The 26,494-nt window shown below is 71.7% G+C and carries 21 protein-coding genes and 1 tRNA gene; 17 read left to right on the top strand and 5 right to left on the bottom strand.

Features of this window, described 5'->3' with window-relative positions; translation table 11 throughout:
* The first annotated feature begins 64 nt into the window (after positions 1–64).
* The 8 genes from steA to QSK15_RS22725 all read left to right on the top strand — a co-directional run bounded on the left by steA (position 65) and on the right by QSK15_RS22725 (position 11,007).
* Positions 65–1,243, top strand: coding sequence for a putative cytokinetic ring protein SteA (steA, locus tag QSK15_RS22760; protein ID WP_285796182.1), 1,179 nt, complete (start codon positions 65–67; stop codon positions 1,241–1,243).
* A 27-nt stretch (positions 1,244–1,270) separates the two neighbouring features.
* Positions 1,271–2,212: a copper transporter gene (locus QSK15_RS22755; protein WP_030334897.1), complete on the top strand. Its 942-nt coding sequence runs from the start codon at positions 1,271–1,273 to the stop codon at positions 2,210–2,212.
* A 67-nt stretch (positions 2,213–2,279) separates the two neighbouring features.
* Positions 2,280–3,146, top strand: coding sequence for a hypothetical protein (locus QSK15_RS22750; RefSeq protein ID WP_285796181.1), 867 nt, complete (start codon positions 2,280–2,282; stop codon positions 3,144–3,146).
* Between the two features lies 1 nt (position 3,147).
* Positions 3,148–4,833, top strand: coding sequence for a murein biosynthesis integral membrane protein MurJ (gene murJ, locus QSK15_RS22745; protein WP_285796180.1), 1,686 nt, complete (start codon positions 3,148–3,150; stop codon positions 4,831–4,833).
* Positions 4,830–5,999 (top strand): glycosyltransferase family 4 protein, encoded by a 1,170-nt coding sequence (locus QSK15_RS22740; protein ID WP_285796179.1) that lies wholly within the window; start codon positions 4,830–4,832, stop codon positions 5,997–5,999. Before murJ ends, QSK15_RS22740 begins: the two co-directional genes overlap by 4 nt.
* Complete coding sequence (locus QSK15_RS22735) at positions 5,999–8,413, top strand: hypothetical protein (RefSeq protein WP_285796178.1); 2,415 nt, start codon at positions 5,999–6,001, stop codon at positions 8,411–8,413. The genes QSK15_RS22740 and QSK15_RS22735 overlap by 1 nt, the downstream gene beginning before the upstream one ends.
* 163 nt (positions 8,414–8,576) lie before the next feature.
* On the top strand, positions 8,577–10,328 hold the full coding sequence (gene pyrG, locus QSK15_RS22730; RefSeq protein WP_285796177.1) for a CTP synthase: 1,752 nt from the start codon (positions 8,577–8,579) through the stop codon (positions 10,326–10,328).
* Positions 10,329–10,401: 73 nt separating this feature from the next.
* Positions 10,402–11,007 carry an NUDIX domain-containing protein gene (locus QSK15_RS22725; RefSeq protein ID WP_285796176.1) on the top strand — a complete coding sequence of 202 codons (606 nt, stop codon included), beginning with the start codon at positions 10,402–10,404 and terminating at the stop codon, positions 11,005–11,007.
* A gap of 88 nt (positions 11,008–11,095) precedes the next feature.
* Here QSK15_RS22725 and QSK15_RS22720 read toward each other — a convergent pair whose 3' ends face one another.
* Positions 11,096–11,434, bottom strand: a complete 339-nt coding sequence (locus QSK15_RS22720; protein WP_051708703.1) for a TM2 domain-containing protein — start codon at positions 11,432–11,434, stop codon at positions 11,096–11,098.
* 226 nt (positions 11,435–11,660) lie between these two features.
* Here QSK15_RS22720 and ald point away from each other — a divergent pair, with 226 nt between their 5' ends.
* From ald to QSK15_RS22675, 9 genes are all read left to right on the top strand, one after another.
* Positions 11,661–12,776 (top strand): alanine dehydrogenase, encoded by a 1,116-nt coding sequence (ald, locus tag QSK15_RS22715; RefSeq protein WP_279519840.1) that lies wholly within the window; start codon positions 11,661–11,663, stop codon positions 12,774–12,776.
* Positions 12,777–12,810: 34 nt separating this feature from the next.
* Positions 12,811–13,809, top strand: coding sequence for a site-specific tyrosine recombinase XerD (locus QSK15_RS22710; RefSeq protein ID WP_285796175.1), 999 nt, complete (start codon positions 12,811–12,813; stop codon positions 13,807–13,809).
* Between the two features lie 179 nt (positions 13,810–13,988).
* Positions 13,989–14,912 carry a ParA family protein gene (locus QSK15_RS22705; RefSeq protein ID WP_030334877.1) on the top strand — a complete coding sequence of 308 codons (924 nt, stop codon included), beginning with the start codon at positions 13,989–13,991 and terminating at the stop codon, positions 14,910–14,912.
* A 41-nt stretch (positions 14,913–14,953) separates the two neighbouring features.
* On the top strand, positions 14,954–16,057 hold the full coding sequence (locus QSK15_RS22700; RefSeq protein WP_502889638.1) for a segregation and condensation protein A: 1,104 nt from the start codon (positions 14,954–14,956) through the stop codon (positions 16,055–16,057).
* The gene (gene scpB / locus QSK15_RS22695; protein ID WP_285796173.1) at positions 16,050–17,006 is read left to right on the top strand and encodes an SMC-Scp complex subunit ScpB; all 957 of its coding nucleotides are present in this window, start codon (positions 16,050–16,052) and stop codon (positions 17,004–17,006) included. The genes QSK15_RS22700 and scpB overlap by 8 nt, the downstream gene beginning before the upstream one ends.
* A complete protein-coding gene (locus QSK15_RS22690) occupies positions 16,993–17,763 on the top strand; it encodes a pseudouridine synthase (protein WP_030334874.1) in 771 nt (256 codons plus the stop codon). The genes scpB and QSK15_RS22690 overlap by 14 nt, the downstream gene beginning before the upstream one ends.
* 195 nt (positions 17,764–17,958) lie before the next feature.
* On the top strand, positions 17,959–18,639 hold the full coding sequence (gene cmk / locus QSK15_RS22685; protein WP_030334872.1) for a (d)CMP kinase: 681 nt from the start codon (positions 17,959–17,961) through the stop codon (positions 18,637–18,639).
* Between the two features lie 49 nt (positions 18,640–18,688).
* Positions 18,689–20,089, top strand: coding sequence for a ribosome biogenesis GTPase Der (gene der / locus QSK15_RS22680; RefSeq protein ID WP_030334870.1), 1,401 nt, complete (start codon positions 18,689–18,691; stop codon positions 20,087–20,089).
* Between the two features lie 205 nt (positions 20,090–20,294).
* Positions 20,295–20,368: transfer RNA gene (locus QSK15_RS22675), tRNA-Pro, on the top strand.
* 113 nt (positions 20,369–20,481) lie between these two features.
* On the opposite strand, the gene QSK15_RS22670 is transcribed toward QSK15_RS22675, so the two are convergent.
* From QSK15_RS22670 to QSK15_RS22655, 4 genes are all read right to left on the bottom strand, one after another.
* Positions 20,482–21,693, bottom strand: coding sequence for a tyrosine-type recombinase/integrase (locus QSK15_RS22670; RefSeq protein WP_285796172.1), 1,212 nt, complete (start codon positions 21,691–21,693; stop codon positions 20,482–20,484).
* A gap of 4 nt (positions 21,694–21,697) precedes the next feature.
* A complete protein-coding gene (locus tag QSK15_RS22665) occupies positions 21,698–21,907 on the bottom strand; it encodes a helix-turn-helix transcriptional regulator (RefSeq protein WP_285796171.1) in 210 nt (69 codons plus the stop codon).
* 903 nt (positions 21,908–22,810) lie between these two features.
* Positions 22,811–24,046, bottom strand: a complete 1,236-nt coding sequence (locus QSK15_RS22660; protein ID WP_285796201.1) for an IS701 family transposase — start codon at positions 24,044–24,046, stop codon at positions 22,811–22,813.
* 317 nt (positions 24,047–24,363) lie between these two features.
* A complete protein-coding gene (locus tag QSK15_RS22655) occupies positions 24,364–26,415 on the bottom strand; it encodes an Hsp70 family protein (RefSeq protein WP_285796170.1) in 2,052 nt (683 codons plus the stop codon).
* Positions 26,416–26,494 lie beyond the last annotated feature (79 nt).

Here is a 26,494-nt window from a genome sequence, read left to right as displayed (position 1 = left end):
GTAGGCGGCCCTGCTCAGGCATGTCGCGACAGAAAAGCCTGCCTCACATGCCAGGATGGTCACGATGCGTCTACCCACGTTGCGCCGGAACCGGAACGCCGAACCGGGCAGAGTCCTCGGCACCGCGCGCCTTGATCGCCGGACGAAACGCCTGGTCGGTCGGCTGCGACCCGGTGACATCGCGGTCATCGACCACGTCGACCTGGACCGGGTGGCGGCCGATTCGCTGGTCGCCGTCGGGGTCGCGGCGGTGCTCAACGCCAAGCCGTCGGTCTCCGGCCGCTACCCGAACCTCGGCCCGGAGGTGTTGGTCGCCGCCGGCATTCCACTCCTCGACGACCTGGGTGAGGGTGTCTTCGAGCGGATCCGCGAGGGCGACCAGGTGCGCATCGAGGGCAACACGGTCTTCGCCGGTGACGAGCCGGTGGCCCACGGCAGCCTGCAGGACGCCGAGACGGTCGCCAAGTCGATGGCTGACGCCCGGGAGGGTCTGTCGGTGCAGTTGGAGGCGTTCGCCGCCAACACGATGGACTACCTGCGCCAGGAGCGCGACCTGCTGCTCGACGGTGTCGGGGTGCCGGACATCGAGACCCAGATCCAGGGTCGGCACTGCCTGATCGTGGTGCGCGGCTACGACTACAAGGCCGACCTGGACGTGCTGCGCCCGTACATCCGGGAGTTCAAGCCGGTGCTGATCGGCGTCGACGGTGGCGCGGACGCGCTCGTCGAGGCCGGCTACACCCCCGACATGATCATCGGCGACATGGATTCGGTCACCGACGACGTGCTGCGCTGCGGCGCCGAGGTGATCGTGCACGCGTACCCGGACGGGCGGGCGCCCGGCCTGCCCCGGGTCAACGGCCTCGGTGTGCCGGCGATCACCTTCCCGGCCGCCGCGACCAGTGAGGACCTGGCCATGCTGCTCGCCGACGAGAAGGGCGCCTCGCTGCTCGTCGCGGTCGGCACCCACGCGACCCTCGTCGAGTTCCTCGACAAGGGTCGAGGCGGGATGGCCTCGACGTTCCTGACCCGGCTGAAGGTCGGCGGCAAGCTGGTCGACGCCAAGGGGGTGAGCCGGCTCTACCGGCAGAGCATCTCCGGCTCGTCGCTGCTGCTGCTGGTGCTGTCGGCGATCGCGGCGATGGCGTCCGCGGTGGCCGTGTCGACCGTCGGGAAGGCGTACCTGGGCGTGGTCGCCGAGTGGTGGGACAATTTCGTGTTCCAGCTGTACCGGCTCTTCTAGTTCCCGACCGATCAAGAGGCTGCAAGCGTGATCAATTTCCGCTACCACGTGGTGTCCCTCACCGCGGTCTTCCTGGCTCTGGCGATCGGCCTGGTGGTCGGCACGGCCGCCCTCAACGGCCCGGTCGCCGACTCGCTCGAGGGGCAGGTCACCGGGCTGCGCAAGGACAACCAACACTGGCGCCAGACGGTCAGCAACATGGAGAAGCAACTCGCCCTGGAGGAGGAGTTCGCCGAGGAGATCTCCCAGGTCGTCCTGCCCGGCACCCTCACCGGGCGTCGGGTGGTGGTGCTCAGCCTGCCCAACGGCCGTGACCACACCGAGGGCGTGCTCAAGAAGCTCCAGCAGGCCGGGGCAACCATCACCGGTCAGGTCGACCTGCAGGACAAGTTCATCAACCCGGACAACAACTCCAACCTGCTGGAGTTGGCGGTCACCGCGGCCCGACCGACCGCGCAGACCACCGGCCTGCCGGGCAACGGGCACGGCGTGGAGACCTCCAGCGCGCTGCTGGCCAGCGTCCTGCTGGACCGGGCCCAGGGCGTCGCGCCGGTCAGTGACGCCGACCGGCGGGCGGTGCTCGCCGCGTACAACAACGCCGGCTACCTGACCACCGACAGCAACAAGGTCACCGCCTCGGCGGAGGCCGTCGTCGTGGTCAGCGGCCAGCCGTACGTCGACAAGGACTCCGACAAGCGGGACGAGTCGGTCGTCAAGATCGCCGAGCAGTTCGACCGCACCGGGTCGATCGTGGTGGCCGGCAACGGCTCCGTCGGAGGCAACCTGGTGGGTGTGGTGCGCGGCGACCCGGTGCTCACCCAGACCATCTCCACGGTCGACAACGCCAACACCGTGCAGGGGCAGGTGGTGACCACCCTCGCCCTGGTGGAGCAACTCACCGAGAAGAAGGCCGGACAGTACGGCGTCGGCGACAACGCGCCGTCGCTGCTGCCTAGACTGCCCCAGTGAGCGAACGACGTACCCCCGTGTCCGGATCCCACCAGGCGGCGCGTGACCGAGCGAGCGAGGTGGCGGCGTGAGCGCACTGGGTCGGCTGCTGATCGCCGGTGCGGGCGCCGCCGCCGCCCGGTACGCGCTGCGTGAGGCGCGTACCTCACCGGCCGGGCCCGCGTTGGAGCGCACCAACTTCCGCGGCCGCACGGTCAGCCTGGCCGCCGGGCCGGCGCTCGCCGCCGGCGCTGCCGCCGCCGGCGCGTTCGGTGCCACCGGTGGTGCCGCCGGTGGGGCCGCACTGGTCGCCGGACTCGGCGCGGGCGGCGTCGGGCTCTACGACGACGTGGTCGGCGCGCGCCCAGAGCAGAAGGCCGCCAAGGGCTTCGCCGGGCACCTCGCCGCTCTGCGGGAGGGACGCGTCACCGCCGGTCTGGTCAAGGTCGTCGGGGTGGGCGCCGCCGGGCTGGGCGCCGCCGCGCTGCTCGCCGCCGACCCCCGGGTCGCCGCGCACCCGCGCCGGCAGCGGCACCGGGCGTTCGGCCGGGGGGTCGACGTGCTGCTCGGCGCCGGCGTGATCGCCGGCACGGCCAACCTGCTGAACCTGCTCGACCTGCGACCGGGCCGGGCGATCAAGTCCGGGCTGCTGCTCGCCGCGCCGCTGACCGGCGGCCCGCAGGGTGGGATCGCCGCCGGTGCGGCCGGCGCCGCCGCCGGCCTGCTCCGCGACGACCTGGCCGAGGACGTGATGCTCGGCGACAGCGGCGCCAACGCGCTCGGGGCGCTGCTCGGCGTCGCGCTGGCCGCCCGCACCGGCCCACTGGGCCGCGCCGGTCTGCTCGCCGTCCTCGCCGGGCTGACCGCCGCCAGTGAGAAGGTCAGCTTCACGGCGGTGATCCAGCGGACCCCGGGGCTCCGCGAACTCGACGCACTGGGCCGACGCGCCGACTGACGTGAACAGACCGGCACCCCTCGCCGGCGCCGGCCGGCTGGCCGGGGCAGCCGCGCTCATCGCCGTCCTCACCGTGGCCAGCCGACTCGCCGGCTTCGGCCGTACCGCCGTGTTCACCTGGGTGGTCGAGCAGAGCGACCTCGGCGGCATGTACGTCATCGCGAACACGGTGCCGAACATCGTCTTCGAGATCGTCGCGGGTGGGGCGTTGGCCAGCCTGGTCGTGCCGCTGCTGGCCGGGGCGGTCGCGGCGCAGGACCGGCGGGCGGTGGCGGCGACCACCGGTGCCCTGCTCACCTGGACGGTGAGCCTGCTGGTTCCCCTCGCCGTGCTCGTCGCCGTGTTCGCCGACCCGATCATCTCGCTGATCAGCGAGGGACGATCGGCGGCGGAACTCGCCGCCGGCGCCCGGATGTTGCGCGTGTTCGCCCCGCAGCTGCCGCTGTACGGGATCGGCATCGTGCTCACCGGCGTCCTGCAGGCGCACCGACGCTTCGCCTGGCCGGTCATCGCGCCGTTGCTGTCCAGCCTCACCGTGGTCGTCGTCTACGTGGCCTTCGGCGCCGCCCAGGGGCGGGGGGTGTCCGTCGCCCAGGTCGGCCGCAGTGGCGAACTGCTCCTGTCCGGCGGCACCACCGTGGGGGTGGTGGTGCTGTCGCTCTCGCTGCTGATCCCGCTGCGGGGGCTGCGGCTACGGCCCCGGTTCGGGTACGCCTTCACCGATGACGCCCGGGCGCGGATCGGCGGGCTCGCCACGGCCGGCGCGGTGACGGTGGCCGCGCAGCAGGTGGCGCTGCTGGTGGTGCTGAACCGGGTCTCCGGCGGCCCCACCGGCTCCCCGCAGGTGTTCAACCTGGCCCAGGCGATCTACCTGCTGCCGTGGGCGGTGCTCGCCGTGCCGCTGGCGGTGGCGTCGTACCCCACCCTGGCCACCGCCAGCGCCGCCGGCGACGAGGACGGCTACCGGCGGACCCTGTCCAGCGCGGTGCGGGGCGTGCTGCTCTTCAGCTGCCTGGGCGCCGCGGCGTTGATCGGTACCGCGCAGCCGGTCGCTTCCCTCTTCTACCCGGACAATCCGGCGTCCACCGCGGCGGCCATCATCGGATTCGCGCCGGGTCTGCTCGGCTACGGCGTGTTCGCGATCCTGTCCCGCGCGCTGTACGCGCGCGGCGACACCCGGCCGGCGACGGTGGCGATCACGCTCGGCTGGCTGGTCGTTCCGGCAGTGGCGCTGCCGTTGGCGGCACTGCTGCCCACCGCGGACCGGGTGCTCGCGGTGACGTCGGCGAACTCGGTGGGGATGCTGGTGCTCGGTGCGCTGCTGCTCCTGGCGGTGCTGCGCGGCGCCGGCCGTGGCGCCCTCGCCGGCGCGGGGCGGGCCGGGGCGGCCGGTGGCCTCGGCGGTGTGCTCGCCGGGCTCGCCGGGTGGGGCCTGACCGGTTGGCTCGCCCCGTCGGACGGCGGCACCCCGACGATCGCGGCGGCGTTCGGTCAGGGCATGCTGTCCGGGGTTCTGGTTGGGGTTGTGTTCCTCGCCGTGGTCTGGTTCGTCGACCGGCGGGACGTACAGCCACTGCTCGCCGGGGTGCTGCGGCGTCTGGGCCGGCGGGGGCCGTCCGGCGGTGCGCCGACACCGGGCGCGGACGCCGCGGAGCGGGGCGACGGGAAGGAGACGGCGACGCGATGACTGAGCCAGCTCTGCCTACCGGCTGGTCGGGCACCGTCGCGTTGGTGCTCGCGTCGAGCACCGGTGGCGTCGGCCAGCACGTCCGCTCGGTGGCCGGTGGCCTCGTCGCGGGCGGCACCAGCGTGCTGGTCTGCGGGCCTGCGGCGACTCAGGAGCAGTTCGACTTCACCGGTGTCGGTGCGCGTTTCGCGCCGGTGGAGATTCCGGCCAGTCCGACTCCGGCCGACGCCCGGGCGGTGCTCGCCCTGCGTCGGGTGCTCGCCGCCGCCAGCGTCGACGTGGTGCACGCGCACGGCCTGCGGGCCGGTTTGGTCGCCGTGCTGGCCCGTTCCACCGCCCCGCTGGTCGTCACCTGGCACAACGCGGTGCTCGCCGGGGGCCTGCGCGGCGGGGTGTCCCGGCTCGTCGAACGGGTGGTGGCCCGGGGCGTGCGGGTGGCGCTCGGCGCTTCGGAGGACCTGGTGCGACGGGCCGCCGAGGTGGGCGCCGCCGACGCCCGGCTCGCCCCGGTCGCCGCGCCGACACTGCCCGCCCCGCGTCGGCGCCCGGCGGCGGTACGCGCCGAGTTCGGGGTCCGCCCGGACCAGCCGCTGATCGTCTCGGTCGGTCGGCTGCACCCGCAGAAACGCTACGACGTGCTGATCGACGCGGCGGCCCGCTGGCGTACCCGTACCCCGCCGCCGGTCGTGGTGATCGCGGGCAGCGGGCCGGCCTACCTGCCGCTCGCGGCACGGACCTCCGCCGCCCGCGCGCCGGTGACCCTGCTGGGGCACCGCACCGACGTGGCCGACCTGCTCGCCGGCGCGGACCTGGCGGTGGTGACCAGCGACTGGGAGGCGCGGCAGCTCTTCGCCCAGGAGGCGCTGCGCGCCGGTGTTCCGCTGGTGGCCACGGCGGTCGGTGGACTGCCGGATCTGGTCGGCGACGCCGCCACCCTGGTCCCCGCCGGTGACGTGGACGCTGTCGACGCGGCCGTACGCGCGTTGCTGGACGACCCGGCGGCGCGGGCGGAGCTGAGCCGGCGTGGCGTCGAACGGGCGGCGACGTGGCCGACCGAGGCGGACACCGTCGCCACGCTCGTCGCCCTCTACGCCGAGCTGGCCGGGAGTCCGGGTGGCCCGGCGGCCGCCCCGGGCTCCGACGCCCCGAGAACGGGACACCGGTGATGCTGCGCCGAATCGCCCCCGCCCTGTTGACAGTGCTCGTGGTGGCGTTGGGCGTCACCGCGCTCGCCGCCCGCCCACCCCAGGGCACTCCGCAACGCACCGCCGACTTCGTGGTGCTCGCCGGGATCGCCGGGCTGCGCTGGGAGGACGTGGATCCCCAGCGCACCCCGACGTTGTGGCGGATGGCCCAGGACGGGTCGATCGGCTCCCTGTCGGTGCGCTCCGCGCACCGACCCACCTGCCCGGTGGACGGCTGGTTGACGGTGGGCGCGGGCAGCTTCGCCGCGTGGAACGGCAGCCGGGCGGCCGGTGGTTGCCCGGCGACGGCGGTGACTGTGGAACAACCGGACGGCATCGGCGCGAACCTGCCCGACCAGGAGAGCGTGGTCCAGTACAACCAGCAGCGGTTGCCCTGGGGTGCGCTGCCCGGCTCGTTGTCGGAGTCGGTGCGGTGTTCCGTCGCGGTGGGCCCGGGCGCGGCGGTGGCCGCCGCCCGACCGTTCGGCCGCGTCGACCGGTACGCGTCGGCGCTGCCGGCCGACCCGCGGCCGTTGCTCGGTTCCTGTGTGCTGAGCATCGTCGACCTCGGCACGGTCGGGGGTGCCGACCCGGCGACCCGCGCCGCGGAGGCCCGCGCGGCGGACGCCGAGCTGGCCCGGGTGCTGGCGGCGCGACCCCCACGGTCGTTGGTGCTGGTCGCCGGGATCTCCGACACCACCCAGCCGTCGCGGCTGCACGTGGCGGTCGCCGACGGGCCGGGCTGGGAGCGGGGGTGGCTCACCTCCGCCAGTACCGGCCGCGACGGGTACCTGCAACTTGTCGACCTCGCGCCGACCGCCCTCGCCGCGTTGGGCCGGCCGATGCCGGAGCGGCTCTTCCTCGGCCGCCCGGCGATCAGCACCGGTGACCGTCCGACCGACCTAGCCGAGGCCATCGCCGCACCGGCGAACGCCGACCGGGAGGCCGCCGCCCAGCGTGCGGTCTCCGGTGGGTTCTTCGCGCTGCTCGCCGGGGTGCAGGTGCTGCTGGCGCTCGCGATCCTGCCGCTGCTGCGCCGGGCCCGCCCGCATGCCGGCCCGGCCGGTCCGACGCCCGTCTCCGGGCGGATCGTGGCGGTGGTGGAGCTGCTGCTGGTCGCCGCGGCGTTGACGGTGCCGGCGGCGCTGCTGGCCGACGCGGTGCCCTGGTGGCGCGGCGGGCACCCCGGGTGGATCTTCGCCGGGGTGACGGCGTTGCTGGTGGCCGCCGGCACGGCGGCGGTGCGCTTCGCGCCCGGGTACGCGAACACCCTCGGGCCGGTCGGCGCGGTGGCCGGCCTCACCACGCTCGTGGTCGGGCTGGACGTGCTCACCGGGGCCCGCCTCCAGCTCAACGGCGTGGTCGGCTACTCGGCGTTGCAGGGTGGCCGCTACGCCGGGCTGAGCACGGTGGGGCTGGGGGTGTTCCTCGCCGGCGCGTTGGTCACCGGCGGCTGGTTCGCCCAACGGGTGCACCGGGGTTGGCGGCCAGCGGTGATGGTGGCGGTGGGTGGTCTCGCCGGGGTGGTGGTCGGCAGCCCGTACCTGGGTGCCGACCCGGTCGGCGCGATCGCGCTCACCGCCGGGGTGAGCGTCGCCGCCGTGATCAGCGCCGGCGGCTGGTTGACGATCAGCCGGCTGGCCTGGGCCACCATGGCCGCGCTGGCGGTCGGTATCGGGTTCGCCGTGGTGGACCTGCGGCGTCCTCCGGGCGAGCGGGGCAGCCTGGGCCGGTTCCTCTCCGCGCTCGGTGACGGCACCGGCGGGTTCGCCGTGCACCGGTCCAGCACGGAGAACTTCGAGACGTTGGTCAACAGCCCACTGACGGTGCTGGCGCTGGCCGGCGGGTTGCTCGTGTGGTTCGCCCTGTTGCAGCCGTGGGGTGGGTTGATGCGGCTGTTCGGCATCTACCCGGCGATCCGGGCGGCGCTGGCCGGCACGGTGGTCGCCGCGGTGCTCGGTGGTGTGCTCGACGGCGCGGCACTGGACGTGATGGGTGCTGCGGCCGCCCTGGTGGTGCCGATGGCGGCCCTGGCGTCGCTGCGGGTGCTCGGGCACGCCGCGGACCGGACCCGCCCGGCACCGGCCCGTTCCCGGGCCAACGGCGCCGACGACGAGTCGGGGCCGGGCGGGGTGGGCCCGGTCGACGGGGGTGACGGCCCGACCGGCGGCGGCGGGCCACTGGGCGCCGCGCACCCCGCTCCGATCGGCGACCCGCCGGTGGGCGCGCCGGCGACCGTCACCCGAGCGGGCTCGGACGCTCCGGGGGAGCACGGTGGGGACGCCGACGATCCGGCCGGGCCGGCCGCGAGCGGGTCGACGCCGGGCGGCACGCCGCCGGTGCCCGTGCCGCCCCGGCAGGTCTCCCGGTCATCGACGGAGGTTGCCGCGTCCTGAGCGCCGGGCCTCGTCCGGATGTCCCGCAGGTGTCGCAGCCGGGGTGCGGCCTGCGGGTACCCGCCCGGGAGGTGTTACCGTCGAATCCCGTGGATCGCGTGATCACTTTGCTGATCAAGCACGGCGGTCTGCATGACCGCGACAGACGACACGGGAGCAGGCCTTGGCCCCATCAGCACGGACGACCAGGCACATTTTCGTCACCGGGGGCGTCGCCTCCTCGCTGGGTAAGGGCCTCACCGCCTCCAGCCTCGGCAACCTGCTGACCGCGCGCGGGCTGCGCGTGGTGATGCAGAAGCTCGACCCCTACCTGAACGTCGACCCGGGGACGATGAACCCGTTCCAGCACGGTGAGGTCTTCGTCACCGAGGACGGCGCCGAGACCGACCTCGACGTCGGGCACTACGAGCGCTTCCTCGACCGGGCGCTGTCCGGCAAGGCGAACGTCACCACCGGCCAGATCTACTCCGACGTGATCGCCAAGGAGCGCCGGGGGGAATACCTGGGCGACACCGTCCAGGTCATCCCGCACATCACCAACGAGATCAAGTCCCGGATCGTGGGGATGGGTGATCCGGACGAGGACGGTCAGCTCCCCGATGTGGTGATCACCGAGGTCGGCGGCACCGTCGGCGACATCGAGTCGCTGCCGTTCCTGGAGGCGATCCGCCAGGTCCGCCACGACCTGGGCCGCGACAACTGCTTCTACCTGCACGTCTCGCTGGTGCCGTACCTGGCGCCGTCGGGCGAGCTGAAGACCAAGCCGACCCAGCACTCCGTGGCGCAGCTGCGCAACATCGGTATCCAGCCGGACGCCATCGTGCTGCGCTGCGACCGGGAGATCCCGGAGAAGCTCAAGGAGAAGCTGTCGCTGTACTGCGACGTGGACGCCGAGGCGGTCGTCGCCGCCCCGGACGCCCCGAGCATCTACGACATCCCGAAGGTGCTGCACCGGGAGGGGCTCGACGCGTACGTGGTGCGCCGGCTCGGCCTGTCGTTCCGGGACGTGGACTGGGCCAGCTGGGACGACCTGCTGGAGCGGGTGCACCGCCCCCGCCACACGGTCACCGTCGCGGTGGTCGGCAAGTACGTCGACCTGCCCGACGCGTACCTGTCGGTGAGTGAGGCGATCCGGGCGGCCGGGTTCGGTAACCGGTCGCGGGTGCAGATCAAGTGGGTGCCCAGCGACGAGTGCGTCACCCCGGCGGGCGCGGCGGCGGCCCTGGCCGGCGTGGACGGCATCCTCATCCCGGGCGGCTTCGGCGTCCGCGGCATCGAGGGCAAGATCGGCACCGCCCGGTACGCCCGGGAGGCCGGCATCCCGCTGCTCGGCCTCTGCCTCGGTCTGCAGTGCATGACCATCGAGGTGGCCCGGCACCTGGCCGGTCTGGACGGCGCCAACTCGTTGGAGTTCGACGAGCAGGCGACCCACCCGGTCATCGCCACGATGGCCGACCAGGAGGACATCGTCGCCGGCCGGGGTGACCTGGGCGGCACCATGCGGCTGGGCGCGTACCCGGCGACGCTGACCGAGGGTTCGATCGTCGCCGAGGCGTACGGCAGCACCGAGATCAGCGAGCGGCACCGGCACCGCTACGAGGTGAACAACGCCTACCGGGACGCGCTGACCAAGGCGGGCCTGCACATCTCCGGCACCTCGCCGGACGGCCGACTGGTCGAGTTCATCGAGCTGGACCGCAGCCTGCACCCGTTCTTCGTGGCCACCCAGGCGCACCCCGAGTTGAAGAGCCGCCCGACCCGCCCGCACCCGCTGTTCGCCTCGTTCGTCAAGGCCGCGGTGGCGTACTCGCAGGCCGATCAGCTGCCGGTGGACCTGGACGTGGCGGCGGAGGCTCCGACGACGCGCAAGGCCGCCCGCAACGGCGCCGCGACGAAGGCGGCGTCCCCGTCGTGAGGGAGCGCAGCCAGCGAACCAGCCGGCTCAGTCGGGTGCCGCACGCCGGCGCCGCGCGCAGCGGGGCGGCGGCGTGAGCGGGCTCGAGCACCGCTACGAGGTGCGGTCCCGGCAGGAGCGGTACCAGGGGCGCATCTTCGACGTGGTCACCGACGAGGTGAGCATGCCGGGCGGTGGGACGGCGCTGCGGGACCTGGTCCGGCACGTCGGGGCGGTGGCCGTGGTGGCGCTCGACGACGCCGGGCAGGTGGTGCTGATCCGCCAGTACCGGCACCCGATCGGGCGGCACCTGTGGGAGCTGCCGGCCGGGCTGATGGACGTCTCCGGCGAGGAGTTGCCGGCGGCGGCGCTGCGGGAGCTGGCCGAGGAGGCCGACCTGACCGCCGGGCGGATCGACGTGCTGGTCGACCTGCACAGCTCGCCGGGGTTCACCAACGAGATCGTCCGGGTGTTCCTGGCCCGGGACCTCGCCGACGTGCCGGCCGACGAGCGGCACGAGCGCCACGACGAGGAGGCCGACCTCCAGGTCGTCCGGATCGACCTGGACGAGGCGGTCGCCATGGTCCTGGCCGGTGAGGTCACCAACGCCGCCGCCGTGGCCGGGCTGCTGGCCGCCGCCCGCGCCCGGGACACCGGCTTCACGCGGCTGCGTCGGGCGGAAGCGCCGCTGCCGCGCTGAGGCGTCCCCGCCGGTCCAGCCGGTGGGGGAGTACGCGCGAAAGGGGCCCCGCGGTCAGCCGCGGGGCCCCTTGTCGCTGTCCGGTCCGTCAGTCGCGCAGCGGACGACCCTGCGCGTCGGTGCCGCCGTTGACCAGGATGAGGATCCCGTCGATGAGGCCCCAGATGCTGCCGACGCCGCAGGTCACCACGCTCACGACGAGCTGCAGCACGCCGGTCTTGACGTCACCGATGTAGAACCGGCCGGCCCCGAAGAAGCCGAGCAGGATGCCGAGGACGCCCGCGACGATCTTGCTCTTGTCGGAAACGCCCTGGGGGTACCCCGGCTGGGGGTAGCCGGGCTGATAAGGAGGAGTGGTCATGGCCGGACACCTTAGTGATCCACTCGCCGGCTGTCCGCACCGCCACCCGGCAGATGGGACGATAATGGTGAAACACTGTCCTGTCGGCTGAGGTGACGCTCGACCGCTCGATCCGGGTGGTGCCCTGACACTTCGTCAGGACACCCGGGCACCGGATGCCACTGTGCTGGCTCTCGGCGGCGTCGGGCGCGCCTAGACTGCCGCCGCGGGACCGGTGTACCGCGATGGCAAAGGGGCCACCGCGGCACCGAGCAGTCGGGGGAGAGCAGCCCCGAAGAGAGGTGTCTGCATCGTGAAGGTCGGAATCCCACGCGAGGTCAAGAACCACGAGTACCGCGTGGCGATCACGCCAGCGGGCGTCAACGAGTTCACCCGCAGCGGCCACCAGGTCTTCGTCGAGTCCGGCGCCGGGGTTGGCTCCAGCATCACCGACGAGGAGTTCGCCGCCGCCGGCGCGAAGATCCTCGCCACCGCCGACGAGGTCTGGGAGACCGCCGAGCTGGTGCTCAAGGTCAAGGAGCCGATCGCCGAGGAGTACCACCGGATGCGCGAGGGGCAGGTGCTCTTCACCTACCTGCACCTGGCCGCCTCCAAGGAGTGCACCGACGCGCTGATCGACCGCCGGGTCACCGGCATCGCGTACGAAACCGTCGAGCTGCCCGACCGGTCGCTGCCGTTGCTCGCCCCGATGTCCGAGGTCGCCGGCCGGCTCGCCCCGCAGGTGGGCGCCTTCTACATGATGCGCACCGGCGGTGGGCGCGGCGTGCTGCCCGGCGGTGTCTCCGGCGTGTACGCGGCCAAGACCGTCGTCATCGGCGCCGGCGTCTCCGGCATGAACGCCGCCGCCATCGCGCTGGGCCTGCAGTCCGAGGTGCTGCTGCTGGACAAGAACGTCGCCCGGCTGCGCCAGGCCGACGCCATCTACCGGGGCCACCTGCAGACCGTCGCGTCCAACGCGTACGAGGTGGAGCGGGCCGTGCTCGACGCCGACCTGGTCATCGGCGCGGTGCTGGTGCCCGGCGCGAAGGCCCCGACGCTGATCTCCAACGAGCTGGTGTCCCGGATGAAGCCGGGCAGCGTGCTCGTCGACATCGCCATCGACCAGGGCGGCTGCTTCGAGGACTCGCGCCCCACCACGCACGCCGACCCGGTCTACAAGGTGCACGAGTCGATCTTCTACTGCGTCGCGAACATGCCCGGCGCGGTGCCGAACACCAGCACGTACGCGCTGACCAACGTCACCCTGCCGTACGCCCTGGAACTGGCCAACCAGGGCTGGCGCGAGGCGCTGCGCAACGACCCGGCCCTCGCGCTGGGCCTGAACACCCACGCCGGTCAGGTCACCTACGGCCCGGTCGCCGAGGCGCACGGCATGGACGTGCTCCCGCTGGCCGACGTGCTGGCCTGAACGGTGGCGGCCGAGCGGTAGCGAGCCGAGGAGCATGGCACTGACCGACGACTTAGCCGGCGCCGGCGTGGGCACCGCACCCACGTCGGCGCTGCGCCGCGCCGTTCGCGGCTACCTCGACCACCTGACCGTCGAACGTGGCCTCTCCGCGAACACGCTCGCCTCGTACCGGCGGGATCTGGATCGTTATCTCGCCACCCTGGTCGACGCCGGCGTCACCGACCTCGCGTCGGTCGGCGCCGGCCTCGTCGAGGCCCACCTGGCCCGACTGCGCGCGGGCGACGACGCGCACCCGCCCCTCGCCGTCTCCTCCGCCGCCCGCGCGGCCAGCGCGGTCCGCGGCCTGCACCGCTTCGCGCTGCGCGAGGGCCTGACCGGCGTCGACCCGAGCCGCGACGTCCGCCCGCCCACGCCGCCCCGGCGGCTGCCCCGGGCGCTACCTGTCGACGACGTGGTCCGGCTGCTGGAGACCGCCGGCCCGATCACCGCGACCGGCGACGACGCGCCGCTGGCGCTGCGCGACAGGGCGCTGCTGGAATTCCTGTACGGCACCGGCGCGCGCATCTCCGAGGCGGTCGGCGCCGCCGTGGACGACCTCGACACCGACGAGGGCACGGTGCTGCTGCGCGGCAAGGGCGGCCGGGTGCGGCTGGTGCCCATCGGCGGGTACGCCGTCGACGCGGTCCGCGCCTACCTGGTCCGGGCCCGCCCCGGCCTGGCCGCCGTCGGCCGGGGCACCCCGGCGGTGTTCCTCAACGCCCGCGGCGGCGCGCTGTCGCGCCAGGGCGCCTGGGGCATCCTGCGCCGCGCCGCCGACCGGGCCGGACTGCCCGTCGACGGGCCCGCCGCCGTCTCCCCGCACACCCTGCGCCACTCGTATGCCACCCACCTGCTCGACGGGGGCGCTGACGTTCGGGTGGTCCAGGAACTGCTCGGTCACGCCTCGGTGACCACCACCCAGGTCTACACGTTGGTCACGGTGGAGCGGTTGCGCGAGGTGTACGCCACCGCTCATCCCCGCGCCCGGGGCTGAACCGGTCGCGGTCGGCGCCGACACGCCGGGCCGGTGCCGAACCCCCTGCTGGTCGGTGGCGTACAGTCGGCATCGGCGCGGACCTCCTGGAGCGACACGACCGGGGTGCGCAGCGGCGCCGCGAAGGACGTCGGACGGCTCCGACGCCGGGTGGGTCGTCGGGAGGGGGCAACGAGCACATGGCTGGCAACGGTGACCGTGCCGAGACCTGGACGTCGGAGCTCCGCGAGCAGCAGGCCACGCTCGGCGCGGACCTCGGTCCCGCGGACCCGGCTGCCTACACGATGCGCAAGCCCATCCCCGAGCCGATGCCGACCGACCGGCACGGCCCCGCGCGCATCATCGCGATGGCCAACCAGAAGGGTGGCGTCGGCAAGACGACCACCACCATCAACCTGGGCGCCGCCCTCGCGGAATACGGCCGCAAGGTCCTGCTGGTCGACTTCGACCCGCAGGGCGCCCTCTCGGTGGGCCTGGGCGTCAACCCGCACAACCTCGACCTGTCCGTCTACAACCTGCTCATGCAGGACGACGTGACCGCCGAGGACGTCCTGATCAAGACCGACGTGGCGGGCCTGCACCTGCTGCCGGCCAACATCGACCTCTCCGCCGCCGAGATCCAGCTCGTCAACGAGGTCGCCCGGGAGATGGCCCTGGCCCGGGTCCTGCGCACGGTCCGCAAGGAGTACGACTACATCCTGATCGACTGCCAGCCGTCGCTCGGCCTGCTGGCGATCAACGCGCTGACCGTCGCGCACGGTGTGCTCATCCCGCTCGAATGCGAGTTCTTCAGCCTGCGCGGTGTGGCACTGCTGCTGGACACCATCGACAAGGTGCGCGAGCGGCTCAACTTCGACCTGGAGCTCGAAGGCATCCTCGCCACGATGTACGACAGCCGCACCACACACTGCCGCCAGGTCCTGCAGCGGGTGGTGGAGGCGTTCGGCGACAAGGTCTACCAGACGGTCATCACCAAGACGGTCAAGTTCCCCGAGTCCACCGTGGCCGGTGCCCCCATCACGACGATGGACCCGGCCTCCTCCGGGGCACGTAACTACCGTCAGCTGGCCCGCGAGGTGATCGCCGCCCAGTCGGAGCGGTAGCCGGAACGCCCGGTGCCCGCCTCGTGGACTACGGTCGTCCGGTGACCGCGCCACCCATCGACCCACCCGAGACCGCCACCGCGGCCGTGGTCGACGGTGGGCAGCCCGCCGACCCGGCCGCCACCGGCTTCACGGTGCGGCTGGCCAACTTCACCGGCCCGTTCGACCTGCTGCTGCAACTGATCGGCAAGCACAAGCTCGACGTCACCGAGGTGGCCCTGCACACGGTCACCGACGAGTTCATCGCCTACATCAGGGCGATGGGCGACAACTGGGACCTGGACGAGGCCAGCGAGTTCCTGCTCATCGCCGCGACCCTGCTCGACCTGAAGGCCGCCCGACTGCTGCCCGCCGCCGAGGTCGAGGACGAGGACGACCTCGCCCTGCTGGAAGCCCGGGACCTGCTCTTCGCCCGACTGTTGCAGTACAAGGCGTACAAGGAGGCGGCGGCGCACATCGCCGAGCTGGAGGCCGTCGGCGGCCGACGATATCCGCGCGCGGTCAGCCTGGAACCCCGCTACGCCGAGGCGTTGCCCGACCTGGTGCTCGGCATCGGCCCGCAGCGGCTGCTGAAGCTGGCCGTGAAGGCGATGACCCCGAAGCCGGTGCCGGAGGTGTCCATCGCCCACGTGCACATGGTCCGGGTCAGCGTCCGGGAACACGCGGCCATCCTCACCGCGCGGCTGCGCCGGGCCGGCACGGCCACCTTCTCGCTGCTCTGCGCCGACTGCGAGGCCACCCTGGAGGTGGTGGCCCGGTTCCTCGCGCTGCTGGAGCTGTACCGGGAGGGCCTGGTGACGTTCGTGCAGGAGCAGGCCCTGGAGGAGCTGACGGTGCGCTGGACCGGCCCGGCCGACGGCGACACCGAGCTGCACGTCGACGAGTACGCCGGCACCCCTGCCGACGACCCGGAGCCGGCGGGGGTTGCGGTTGCGCCGACGGCGGGTGGACCTGAAGCGGTGCGGGCTGCGCCTGAACCGGCGCGGGCTGAGCCTGAAGCGGCGCGGGCTGCGCCTGAAGCGGCGCGGGCTGCGCCTGAAGCGGCGCGGGCTGCGCCTGGACCGGCGGGCGTTGGGCTCGGGTCGGTGGGGGAGGCCAGCGGGCCGGACGGGACGGAGACGACGGAGGGTGCGCGGGATGAGTGACGAGGAACGCCGGGACTCGCTGGCCGACCAGGCCGCCGCCTGGGTGCCCCCGTGGGCCCGCCCTCGCCCGCCTGCCGCCGACCCGTCCGCGCCGCCGGACGAGCCGGCACCGGACACCGACGAACCCGGAGCGGCACCGCCCCGACCGGACCTCGGATCCGCCGCCGGCCCCGGCGAGCCGGACCTCGGCCCGGCTGAGCCAGACCCGGACGGGGTGGCCTCGGACGAGGTGAACCCTGCGGCGACGGACCTGGGTGCGGTGACGCCGCCCACGGCCGGGCCGGACCTCGGCGCGGTGACGGAGGACACGGCCGGTAATTCGGGCGCGGCGGGGGACGTACCCCGGCGGCAGTCGGCGGGGCGGCGGCGGGCGACGGCCGCGCCGGAGCCCGCGCCCGAGCTGTCCGACGCCGAGTTGCGCGGCGCGTTGGAGGCGATCCTGCTGGTCGTCGACGAGCCGGTCAGCGAGCTGGTGCTGGCCCAGGTGCTGGACCAGCCCGCCGAGCGGGTCGGGCCGATGCTCGACGAGATCGCCGCCGGCTACACCACGGCCGGGCACGGGTTCGAGCTGCGCCGGGCGGCCGGCGGGTGGCGGCTGTACACCCGGCCGGAATACGCTACGTATGTTGAGCGGTTCGTGCTGGACGGGCAGTCCGTGCGGCTGACCCAGGCGGCGCTGGAGACGCTCGCCGTGGTCGCCTACAAGCAGCCGGTGACCCGTTCGCGAATCTCAGCCATCCGGGGTGTGAACTGCGACGGGGTCATCCGTACGCTGGTCACCCGTGGCCTCGTCGAGGAGTGCGGCACCGAACAGGACAGCGGGGCGTTCCTCTACCGGACCACCACGTTGTTCCTGGAGAAGCTCGGGCTGAACACCGTCGACGAGCTGCCGCCCCTCGCACCCTTCCTGCCCGACGACGTAGAAGAGCTTGCTGATGCGACCCGATAACCGTGTCCCCAAACCCGACGCCCCCGTCTTCGAGGGGGCTGAGCGCCTGCAGAAGGTGCTCGCCGCCGCCGGCGTGGGTTCCCGGCGTGCCTGCGAAGACCTGATCTTCCGCCGCCGGGTCACGGTGGACGGGCGGGTCGCCAAGCTCGGCGACAAGGTCGACCCGGCCAAGGCCGTGATCCACGTCGACGGAGAGCGCCTCCAGGTCGACACCCGACTGGTCTACGTGGCGATGAACAAGCCGCGCGGGGTGGTCACCACCATGGCGGACGACAAGGGCCGCAACGAGCTGGCCGACTTCATCGGCAGGCGGCTGGACCAGCGGGTGTACCACGTCGGGCGGCTCGACGCGGACAGCGAGGGCCTGCTGCTGCTCACCAACGACGGCACCCTCGCGCACAAGCTCATGCACCCCTCGTACCAGGTGCTGAAGACCTACCTCGCCGAGGTGGTCGGGCCGATCCCGCGCAACCTGAGCAAGCGGCTCCTCGCGGGCGTCGAGCTGGAGGACGGGCCGGTCACTGTCGACTCGTTCAAGGTGGTCGGCACCCTGGGCAAGAGCGCCCAGGTGGAGCTGAGCCTGCACGAAGGGCGCAAGCACATCGTCCGGCGATTGATGGACGAGGTCGGGCACCCGGTCACCCGTCTGGTGCGTACCTCCATCGGTCCGATCCGGTTGGGCGACCTGCGCACCGGGCGTCTGCGGCGCCTGACCAACGCGGAGGTCGCGGCCCTGTTCCACGCGGTGGGTGACTGACCCCCGAGTTCGGGGTACGGCAGCCGGTAGGCTCCACCGACGGCCGGGACGCGGTCGCCCGGGTGGCGTGAATCGCCTCCGGCGACGTCGCGCGCGGGTTCGCCAGACGACCCGGGCATGATTGATGACGATTGACAACCGCTTGCGGCGCCAGCTCACCGGGCGATCCGTGAGGTACGGGCTGAGGAGGACACGGTGGAGGAAAACGTACGGTTCGGGCGATGTGTGGTCGCTGTGGACGGGCCGTCCGGTTCGGGGAAGTCAACCGTGTCGCGGCGGCTCGCCGCCGCCCTCGGTGCCCGCTACCTGGACACCGGGGCGATGTACCGGGCGATCACGTGGGCCGTGCTGCGCTCCGGCGTGGACCTCACCGACGCCGCGTCGGTGGCGAAGGTCGCCGGCGAGGTCGACCTGCGCATCGGCACCGACCCGCAGGGGTACGGCGTGACCGTCGACGGGGTCGGCGTGGACGCGGAGATCCGTGGCGCCGAGGTGACCGGAGCGGTCTCCGCCGTCGCCGCCGTACCGGCTGTTCGTGAACTGCTCGTCGGCCGGCAGCGGGAGATGATCGCCAACGCCGGTCGGATGGTGGTCGAGGGCCGCGACATCGGCTCGGTAGTGGCCCCGGACGCCGACCTGAAGGTCTTCCTGACCGCCTCCGAGGCGGCCCGTGCGGCCCGGCGCAGCGCCGAGGACGCCGCCGACGTGGCGGCCACGGCCGCCGACCTGGCGCGGCGGGACCGCCTCGACTCGACCCGCAAGGTCAACCCGCTGGCCCAGGCGCCCGACGCGGTGGTGCTGGACACCACCGAGCTGGGCATCGACGAGGTCGTGGCGCGGATGCGCGACCTGCTCACCGAGCGGGGCGTGGCATGAGTAGCGCGGTTGTGTCTCATGGCGGTCCGGAGCGAAGCGGAGGAGCGGCATGAGCGAGGGTTCCTGGGTGGAGCTGCGCGAGCCCGACGTCGCCGTCGAGGAGCCGAGCGGCCCGCAGCCGGTGGTGGCCGTGGTCGGCCGCCCCAACGTCGGCAAGTCGACGCTGGTCAACCGGATCATCGGCCGCCGGCAGGCGGTCGTCGAGGACGTTCCTGGCGTGACCCGCGACCGGGTCCCGTACGACGCGCAGTGGAACGGCCGGGCGTTCACAGTGGTGGACACCGGCGGCTGGGAGCCGGACGCCAAGGACCGGGCGGCGGCCATCGCGGCGCAGGCCGAGACGGCTGTCGTCACCGCCGACGTGGTGCTCTTCGTGGTCGACGCGATGGTGGGCTCCACCGACGTGGACGAGGCCGCGGTGAAGATGCTGCGACGCAGCGCCAAGCCGGTGATCCTGGTGGCCAACAAGGCCGACAACAATTCCATCGAGATGGAGGCCACCTCGCTGTGGTCGCTGGGTCTCGGTGAGCCGTTCCCGGTGTCCGCGCTGCACGGACGCGGCTCCGGCGACCTGCTGGACGCCATCCTCGCGGCACTGCCGGAGGCGCCGGCGATCGTGGAGAACCGTCCGCGGGGACCACGCCGGGTGGCGCTGGTCGGTCGGCCGAACGTGGGCAAGTCCAGCCTGCTCAACCGGTTCTCCGGTGAGGAGCGGGCGGTCGTCGACTCGGTGGCGGGCACCACTGTGGACCCGGTGGACAGCCTGGTCGAGATCGGCGGTCAGACCTGGCAACTGGTCGACACCGCCGGGCTGCGCAAGCGGGTCGGCAAGGCCAGCGGCACCGAGTACTACGCCAGCCTGCGTACCGCCGGCGCGATCGAGGCCGCCGAGGTGGCCGTGGTGCTGCTGGACTCCAGCGAACCCATCAGCGAGCAGGACCAGCGGATCCTGTCGATGGTGACCGAGTCGGGCCGGGCGTTGGTCATCGCGTTCAACAAGTGGGACCTGGTCGACGCCGACCGTCGGTACTACCTGGACAAGGAGATCGACCGGGAGTTGCGCCGCATCCCCTGGGCGATCCGGCTGAACCTGTCGGCGATGACCGGCCGTGCCGTGGACAAGCTGGCCCCCGCCCTGAACAAGGCGTTGGCCAGCTGGGAAACCCGCGTGCCGACCGCGCACCTCAACCAGTGGCTGACCGCGCTGGTGCAGGCCACCCCCCACCCGGTGCGTGGTGGACGGGCGCCGCGGATCCTGTTCGCCACGCAGGCCGGGGTGGCGCCGCCACGGTTCGTGCTCTTCACCACCGGCCCGCTGGACGCCGGCTACCAGCGGTTCGTCGAGCGCAAGCTCCGCGAGGAATTCGGGTACGAGGGCAGCCCGATCGAGATCTCGGTCCGCCCGCGAAAGAAGCTCGGCCCCGGCGGCCGAGGCAAGGCGCACGGCTGACCCCGTCCAGAGTTCTTTTAAGAGATGCCGGATGGGCCTCGCCCATCCGGCATCTCTCTGCCCCACCCATCACCCCATCCTCCTAGGATGCTTTAGGGGTTGTGGGGTGGTTCGCCTGCCCCGCAACGCTGGTGGGGCCTGTGTGGGGGACCCGAGACTGCTGCGCTAAGCTGTACCGGCTGCCGCGGGGGAAACCACGCGGGGGCGGGACGTGGCGCAGCTTGGTAGCGCACTTGACTGGGGGTCAAGGGGTCGTCGGTTCGAATCCGGCCGTCCCGACAGACAAAAAGCCCTGACCAGCGGAAACGCTGGTCAGGGCTTTAAGTTTGTCTATGGGGTTTTGAACCGCCCCCCGAAAACCCCCCATTTACCGGGGTCGGGAACCAGGTTCGTCATCCCTGCGCATCGTTGGGCAATGCGGGTGTGGGGCGTCGCCTGCTGTCGGTGCCGAGTCGCTCGAGGATGTCCGAGACGTCGGGGGCTTGGGCGGGTTTGGCGATGTAGTAAGTGGCGGTGACCTCCTCGCTGGAGTGTCCGAGCTGTGCTGCGGCGCTTTTCGTGTCGGTCTCTTCCTTGATGAGGGTGGCGACGGTCTTGCGGAAGGTGTGGGGGGTGACCCAGGCGAGGTCGGTGTCGGCGCGGGCCTCGCGCCACTGACGGCGGACGTTGTTGGGCGACAGCCAGGTGCCGCGTCGGGAGGCGAAGATCGCGTTGTGGGGGTTGTCGGCGGCGACGAGCTTGCGGGCCATGATCATGCCGACGGCGAACCGAGGCAGCACGACCATCCGCCAGCCGGCGTCGCTCTTGGTCCAGGGTTGGCGGAAGAAGCCCTGGCCTTTGACGAAGACGAGCGTGCCGCAGATCGTCAGGGTGGGGCGTTCGGCGGCGAGGTCGAGGTCCTCCCACCGCAGAGCGAGGATCTCACCGATACGGGCACCGGTGGCGAGCATCAGGTCGACGACGTCCGCCAGATCGCCGCTGTGCCGTGGTCCAGGCTTTCCGGGGACTGGTCGCTGCCAGTCGCGGATCGCAGTCCGGACGGCCTGGAGGTTCTCGTCGGTGAGGGCGACGACCGTGCGGCGAGGTTTACGAAGCCGACCGGTGTCGCGAACGGGGTTAGTGGGGATCGCGCCGTGACGGACGGCCAGGGCAAACATCTGGCTCAGGACGACTTTCGCGCCTTTGGCTGCCGAGGGACGGTCCTTGGCGATGTCGCGCAGGAACCGATCCAGGCGCCCGACGCTTGCTTCTCTGATGCGGAGGTTGCCCAGGGCGGGCAGGATCGCGTTGCGCGTGCTGGTCTCGTATCGCTGGATGGTCTGTGGTGCGATCCGCTCTTCCGTGGTGATCTCTTCGATCCACAGGTCGGCGAGTCTGCTGACGCGGGTCTCCCGGGTGATCTCGTCGTCGTTGGGGGTCGTGCGGTCACGTAGCTTGACCTTCAACGCCCGTTCAGCGGCCGGGCCGGTGGTGCCAGTGGCCTCGATGTCGCGGGTCTTGCCGTCGTAATCGCGGAACCGCGCTCGGGCGCGGAACCGACTGGGCCCCAGCTTCTGGGTGCGGATCTTGCCCCAGGTGCCCAGCGGTAGTTCAGGTCGGGCCATGGGGTCAGCGCTCCGCGTCGGTGTGGTCGTCGAGCCAGCGTTCGACTTCGCTGCGTCGGTAGCGCAGGGTGTTGCCGACGCGGATGGCGCGGGGTCCCTTGCCTCGGCTGTGCCAGGCGTAGAGGGTGTTCTTGGGCTTGCCCAGCCAGGCGGCGACGTCGTCGATGCTCAGGAGAGGGTCTGGCCGCCATTCCAGGGCGGCTGAGACGTTCATCGGCGACCCAACATGCTGGTGGAGCCGGGCAGTCGGCGCGGCGTGACGCGGCCGGCAGGCTGCCGGCCACCGGGTGGTGAGGAACCGGCGGCGGTGCGGGGGTGGGGTGGGCATGGATCGGGCGTCCTTTCAGGGTTCCAGCATGATTGGTATCGGGGGTCCTTGGCGCTATCACTGCCAAAGGCGGTCGTGAGATTTATCGACTGTGGCTGTTTATCCACCCTTTTTGGTCGTATGGTGTCAAGCCTCTCGTTGATTGTTGTTACCGCGAGATGCTCCGGGCATTGCCTCTCGTTTCGGTGGAGATGCTTGCTCTGGATCTCGAAGCTTGACGCGGGCGATTGGTGCGTGCCCGTTGAGCAGGTTGCAGGGCGCGCCCGCTTGGCCTGCTCGACATCAATGCGGATCCGGAAAATCTGGAACGTTCCCATGTTTGTGCCCTTTCGCTGAGGTGCGGTGGCGCGTTCGCTCGGTGGGTTGGTGCAGTGGCATTCGCGTGTCTGCCAGCGCGGCTGAGCTGGAGGTCCTGAGATCGGTGCGCTGGCCGGATTGCCGGCCCGTGCGTTGGGACGACTGGTCGGCTCGAAGTCTCGTATTGCTTGGGTCACTCGAAGTTGTTCGGTCTCGGGCTCAGTCGACCGTCGTGGTGGCAAGATTTGGATGACCAGGACTGTTGGTGCGCTTTGGCGATTTTTGGAACTCCTTTCGAAAATGCGAGTGCCGGCTGAGCCTTCGCTCAACCGGCACTCGTCTGCTGCTATACGTATCGCTATATGTAGGCGTGGTATTTCGCCTGCCTCCTTCTCGGCGGGCGTGTCAGGAGTTCTCTGGTCGGTTGTTGACGTTGGTGGACTGCTGGCTCAGTTGCCTTGACGCGGTTAGTACTCCAGCAGGAGATCCGTTTCAGGGCTCGGTGAGGGCTTGTCGGGCGTAGTGGCTGATCTTGGCTGCGGCTTGGTGTTGGCGTCGGAAGATGGACCAGGCGATGACGTCGCCGACGCGTCGGGCGGGTTCGATGACCAGGGCGTGGAACAGGCGGCGGACTTCGTTGACGGTGATCGGGATCAGGCCGTCCGGGCTGGTGGTGCTGGCTGCGGCGGCGGCGAGGAAGGCGTGGGCGGCGATGACGAGGGTGGTCCAGCGGTGCCACGCTCGCCAGCGGCGGTGTTGGTGCTGGTCCAGGCCGAGGCCGGTTTTGGTGGCTTGGAAGGATTCCTCGATGCTCCAGCGTCGGCCGGCGACGGCCACCAGGTGGTGCAGCGGAACCGGTTCGGGTGACCAGCAGCGGTAGAACGCCAGCTCACCGGTGCTGCGGTTGCGGCGGATCAACAGCCAGTGGTGGCCCTGGTGTTCGTCGACGGCCAGGGGCAGGGTGACGAACGCCCAGTCGTAGTAGCGGTGACCCTTCGCCCCCTGACCGGCGGAGATCCGCTGCCACGCCCCGGTGGGGAGACCGGCGGCGATCTGGTCTGATCGCTGGACACCCAGTCCGGTGGGGACCCGGTGCGAGCAGGCGACCGCGAGGACATAGCCCAGCTCGTGGTGGCGCAGGGCCGCGGCCAGAAGGGGGTCACCGCCGTAGGCCTCGTCGCCGGCAACCCACCGACACGGCAGCCCACCCGCGACGGCGGTGTCGATCAGCCGCCGTGCCAGCTGCGGCTTCGTGGCGAACCCAACCGTGTCGGGCACCCCGGCCTCAGCCCGGCGAGCGGGGTCCTCGGCCCACGATTTCGGCAGGTAGAGAGCGACGTCGACCAGGGTGTGCCCGGCCGGGGAGGCATACGACAGGTGCACCGCCAGCTGACAGTTCTCGATCTTCCCGGCGGTACCGCAGTACTGCCGTTGCACCCCGACGGTGTGCACACCCTTCTTCAGATCCCCAGTCTCGTCGATGACCAGCACCCCGTCCGGATGCCCGAGCTTGACCGCGACGAAGTCCCGCACATCGGCGCGGACCTGCGCGTCGTCCCACCGGGCCCGACCGATCAGATCCTGCATCCCACCCGGGCCATCGTCACCAGCGTGCTCCGCGATCGTCCAACAGTTCTTCGTCGGCAACGGCGCCAGCAGCCCGGCCACGAAGTCCCGCACCCGCCGACGCGGCTCAGGCCGCCCGAACCGCGACCCGACCACGTCCATCAGCTCGTCAAACAGCCCCAACCATCGCCGGGCGTCTACTCTGTAGGCGGCAGCCACCGCCGTATCTTTGGTCCACACAACCACGAGACTCAGCGGTGGCTGCTCCACGCCCACGGACAAAACCACACCACCGCGGCAGGCCCGAACGGATCTCCTGCTGGAGTATTAGGTAGGAAAACACGGACGAGTAACGGGTCGAGTTGGTTGAGGATCTGCTGCTGGCCGACGGAGACGCTGCGCGGAGGGTGGATGCGACGGGCGTCGTTGTCATCGGCGTTGTAGGTGCAGTGAGGCGGCCCGAGAGGCTTCGCGGTCCTTCAGTTGTCGGTCCGGTCGGCGAGGCGGCGCAGCGCCGTTCCTGGCTGGGGGAAGGCGAGCCGCAGGGTGTGTGCGGTGAGTCGGATGCCCCACCAGGTGAGGGCGGCGAGGTAGCCAACGATGAGGGCGCCGGTGGTGTCACCGGTGAAGACGAGGGCGTAGCCGATGGCGAGGCCGGGTGCGGTGATGGCGCGGATCGTACGGCGGCGGCTGATGGTGAGGGCGGTGGCGATGCCGACGAGGGCTGCGCCGATGCTGCCAGCGATGGGGGCGACGGCGTTCGTGGAGATGGGTGTGGTGAGGGTGACTGCGGCGCGCATGAGGTAGATGCCAACGGTGGCGGTGATCGCGTGGGTGACGGCGGGGCGGGTCAGGGCGAGCCACGTGGGTAGCGCGTCGGCGGGGATGCGGGGTGCGGTCGCGGCGATGACGGCGGCGCAGGCGGCCAACGGTAGGGCGGCGCCGAGGGTCCATTTGAGATAGGGGGTGTAGCCGTATTCGACGGCGGTGCCGGTGGCGAGGCCATAGAGGGCTGCGGTGATGGCGCCGCCGACGGCGGTCGTGAGGTATCCGCGTCGAATGAGGCTGCCAGTGGTGGGTTCGGGTGTTGATGCGGTGGGTGCCCCGGCGAGCAAGGTGGTGGGTGCGAGGTGCGCAACGGCGAACGCGGTGAGCATCACGAGTGCGCCGGCAGCGCCGAGTTGCGGTAAGGAGGTGCGGACACCGACGACCCAGGTGCTGAAGGTGGTGATGTAGGCGCTGAGGACGGCTTGCAGGAGCAGGACCAGGGAACAGGCACCGAGGAGCAGGGCACCGGTGAGGTCGCTGATACGTAGGCGTACGCGGGGTAGCCGTGCGACGGCTGCCGAGCCTGATTGGTGCGTGGTGGTGAGCGAGAGGGCGCCGTCGGCGAGGGCACGGGGGTGGTCGATGAGCGTGGGGGGTTTGCCGGTGGACACGGCGAGCGCTTCGGCCAGCGCGGGTACGCCGAGGGCTGGTCTGAGGACGACGCCAGCGAGGTGCGCCTTGTCGACGTCGGCCGCATCGAGGAGTCCGTCGACTGCGCCAGGGATCTGGTCGAGGAGGGGCCGCGCGGCGGCCGTGACGTCGTGACGGGTGATGACGGCGGGTTGGCGAGGCGCGGGCAGCAGGATCGCGGCTTGGTCCTGGGTCGTGAGTAGCTGCCTGGCGGTGCGGACAGATTCCAGGAGCGCACGTCCGACGTCTGCCTGGTCGCTACTGGGCGCAGTGATCATCGCGTGGGATGGGTCGGCGTCTGCGGTGGCCGTCTGGACGACGTGGTGGGCGATGAGGTGGTCGAGGTCATGGGCAAGACTGATCTGCTGTGTCGCCAGTTCGCGGTAGCCGTCGGCGGCGGTTTGCAAGACGGTGAGGGTTGCCGGTTCGCGGTCTGCCTGGCAGATAAGCATGCAGGAGCCTTCCGGCGCGATGACGCCGAGCATTGTGGCGTAGGCAGCGAGGGCGGCGGGTGCGCTGACAAGGGCTGGGGGTGGAAATCCCGCGCGGGTTGCTGCCTCGCTGACGTGTCCGCAGCGGCGTGGTCCCCAGTTCGGTGGCACGGTCACGGTGAGCGCGGTGATCGGTCCGTTGACGTGGACGGCAGCGTGATGGGTGACGTGCCGCAGCACGGCGGCGAGTAGATCCACCGGATCGGGTCGCGCCTCATCAGCGGTGTTGATGGGCCGGCCGAGGAGGTCCGTCGGGTTATCGACGAACCGGTGGTCTGTCGGCAGCGACGTCACGGTCATGGTGTCGATACCGACGTAGATCTCTCCTGCGGGCCCGATAACGATGCCAGGCGGCATGACGAGGCGACCGTCGATGAGGATGGGGACCTTGAGACCCTGCCGGCTGACGGTGGCCGCGATGGCCGACGAGCTGAGGTCGATCGACAACACAGTGCCCCCGCTTGGCATGAGGGGCAGTCTCGCCCCTGAGGGCAAGGTGTCAACCATGATCCTCAGAACGTGACTCGTTGTACGCGGATGGTGAGAATCTCTCCTGATGGGATAGTCGAAGACACTCACCATCGTGTATTTGAAGAAGATCGGGGGATCAACGGCAGGGGGACAGGTGCCGCAGCCGCACCGAGGCAGAGACGACAAACTC

Source organism: Micromonospora sp. NBRC 107095 (assembly GCF_030269705.1).
Taxonomy (GTDB): domain Bacteria; phylum Actinomycetota; class Actinomycetes; order Mycobacteriales; family Micromonosporaceae; genus Micromonospora; species Micromonospora parva.
This window is presented reverse-complemented; position numbering and strand designations above follow the sequence as displayed.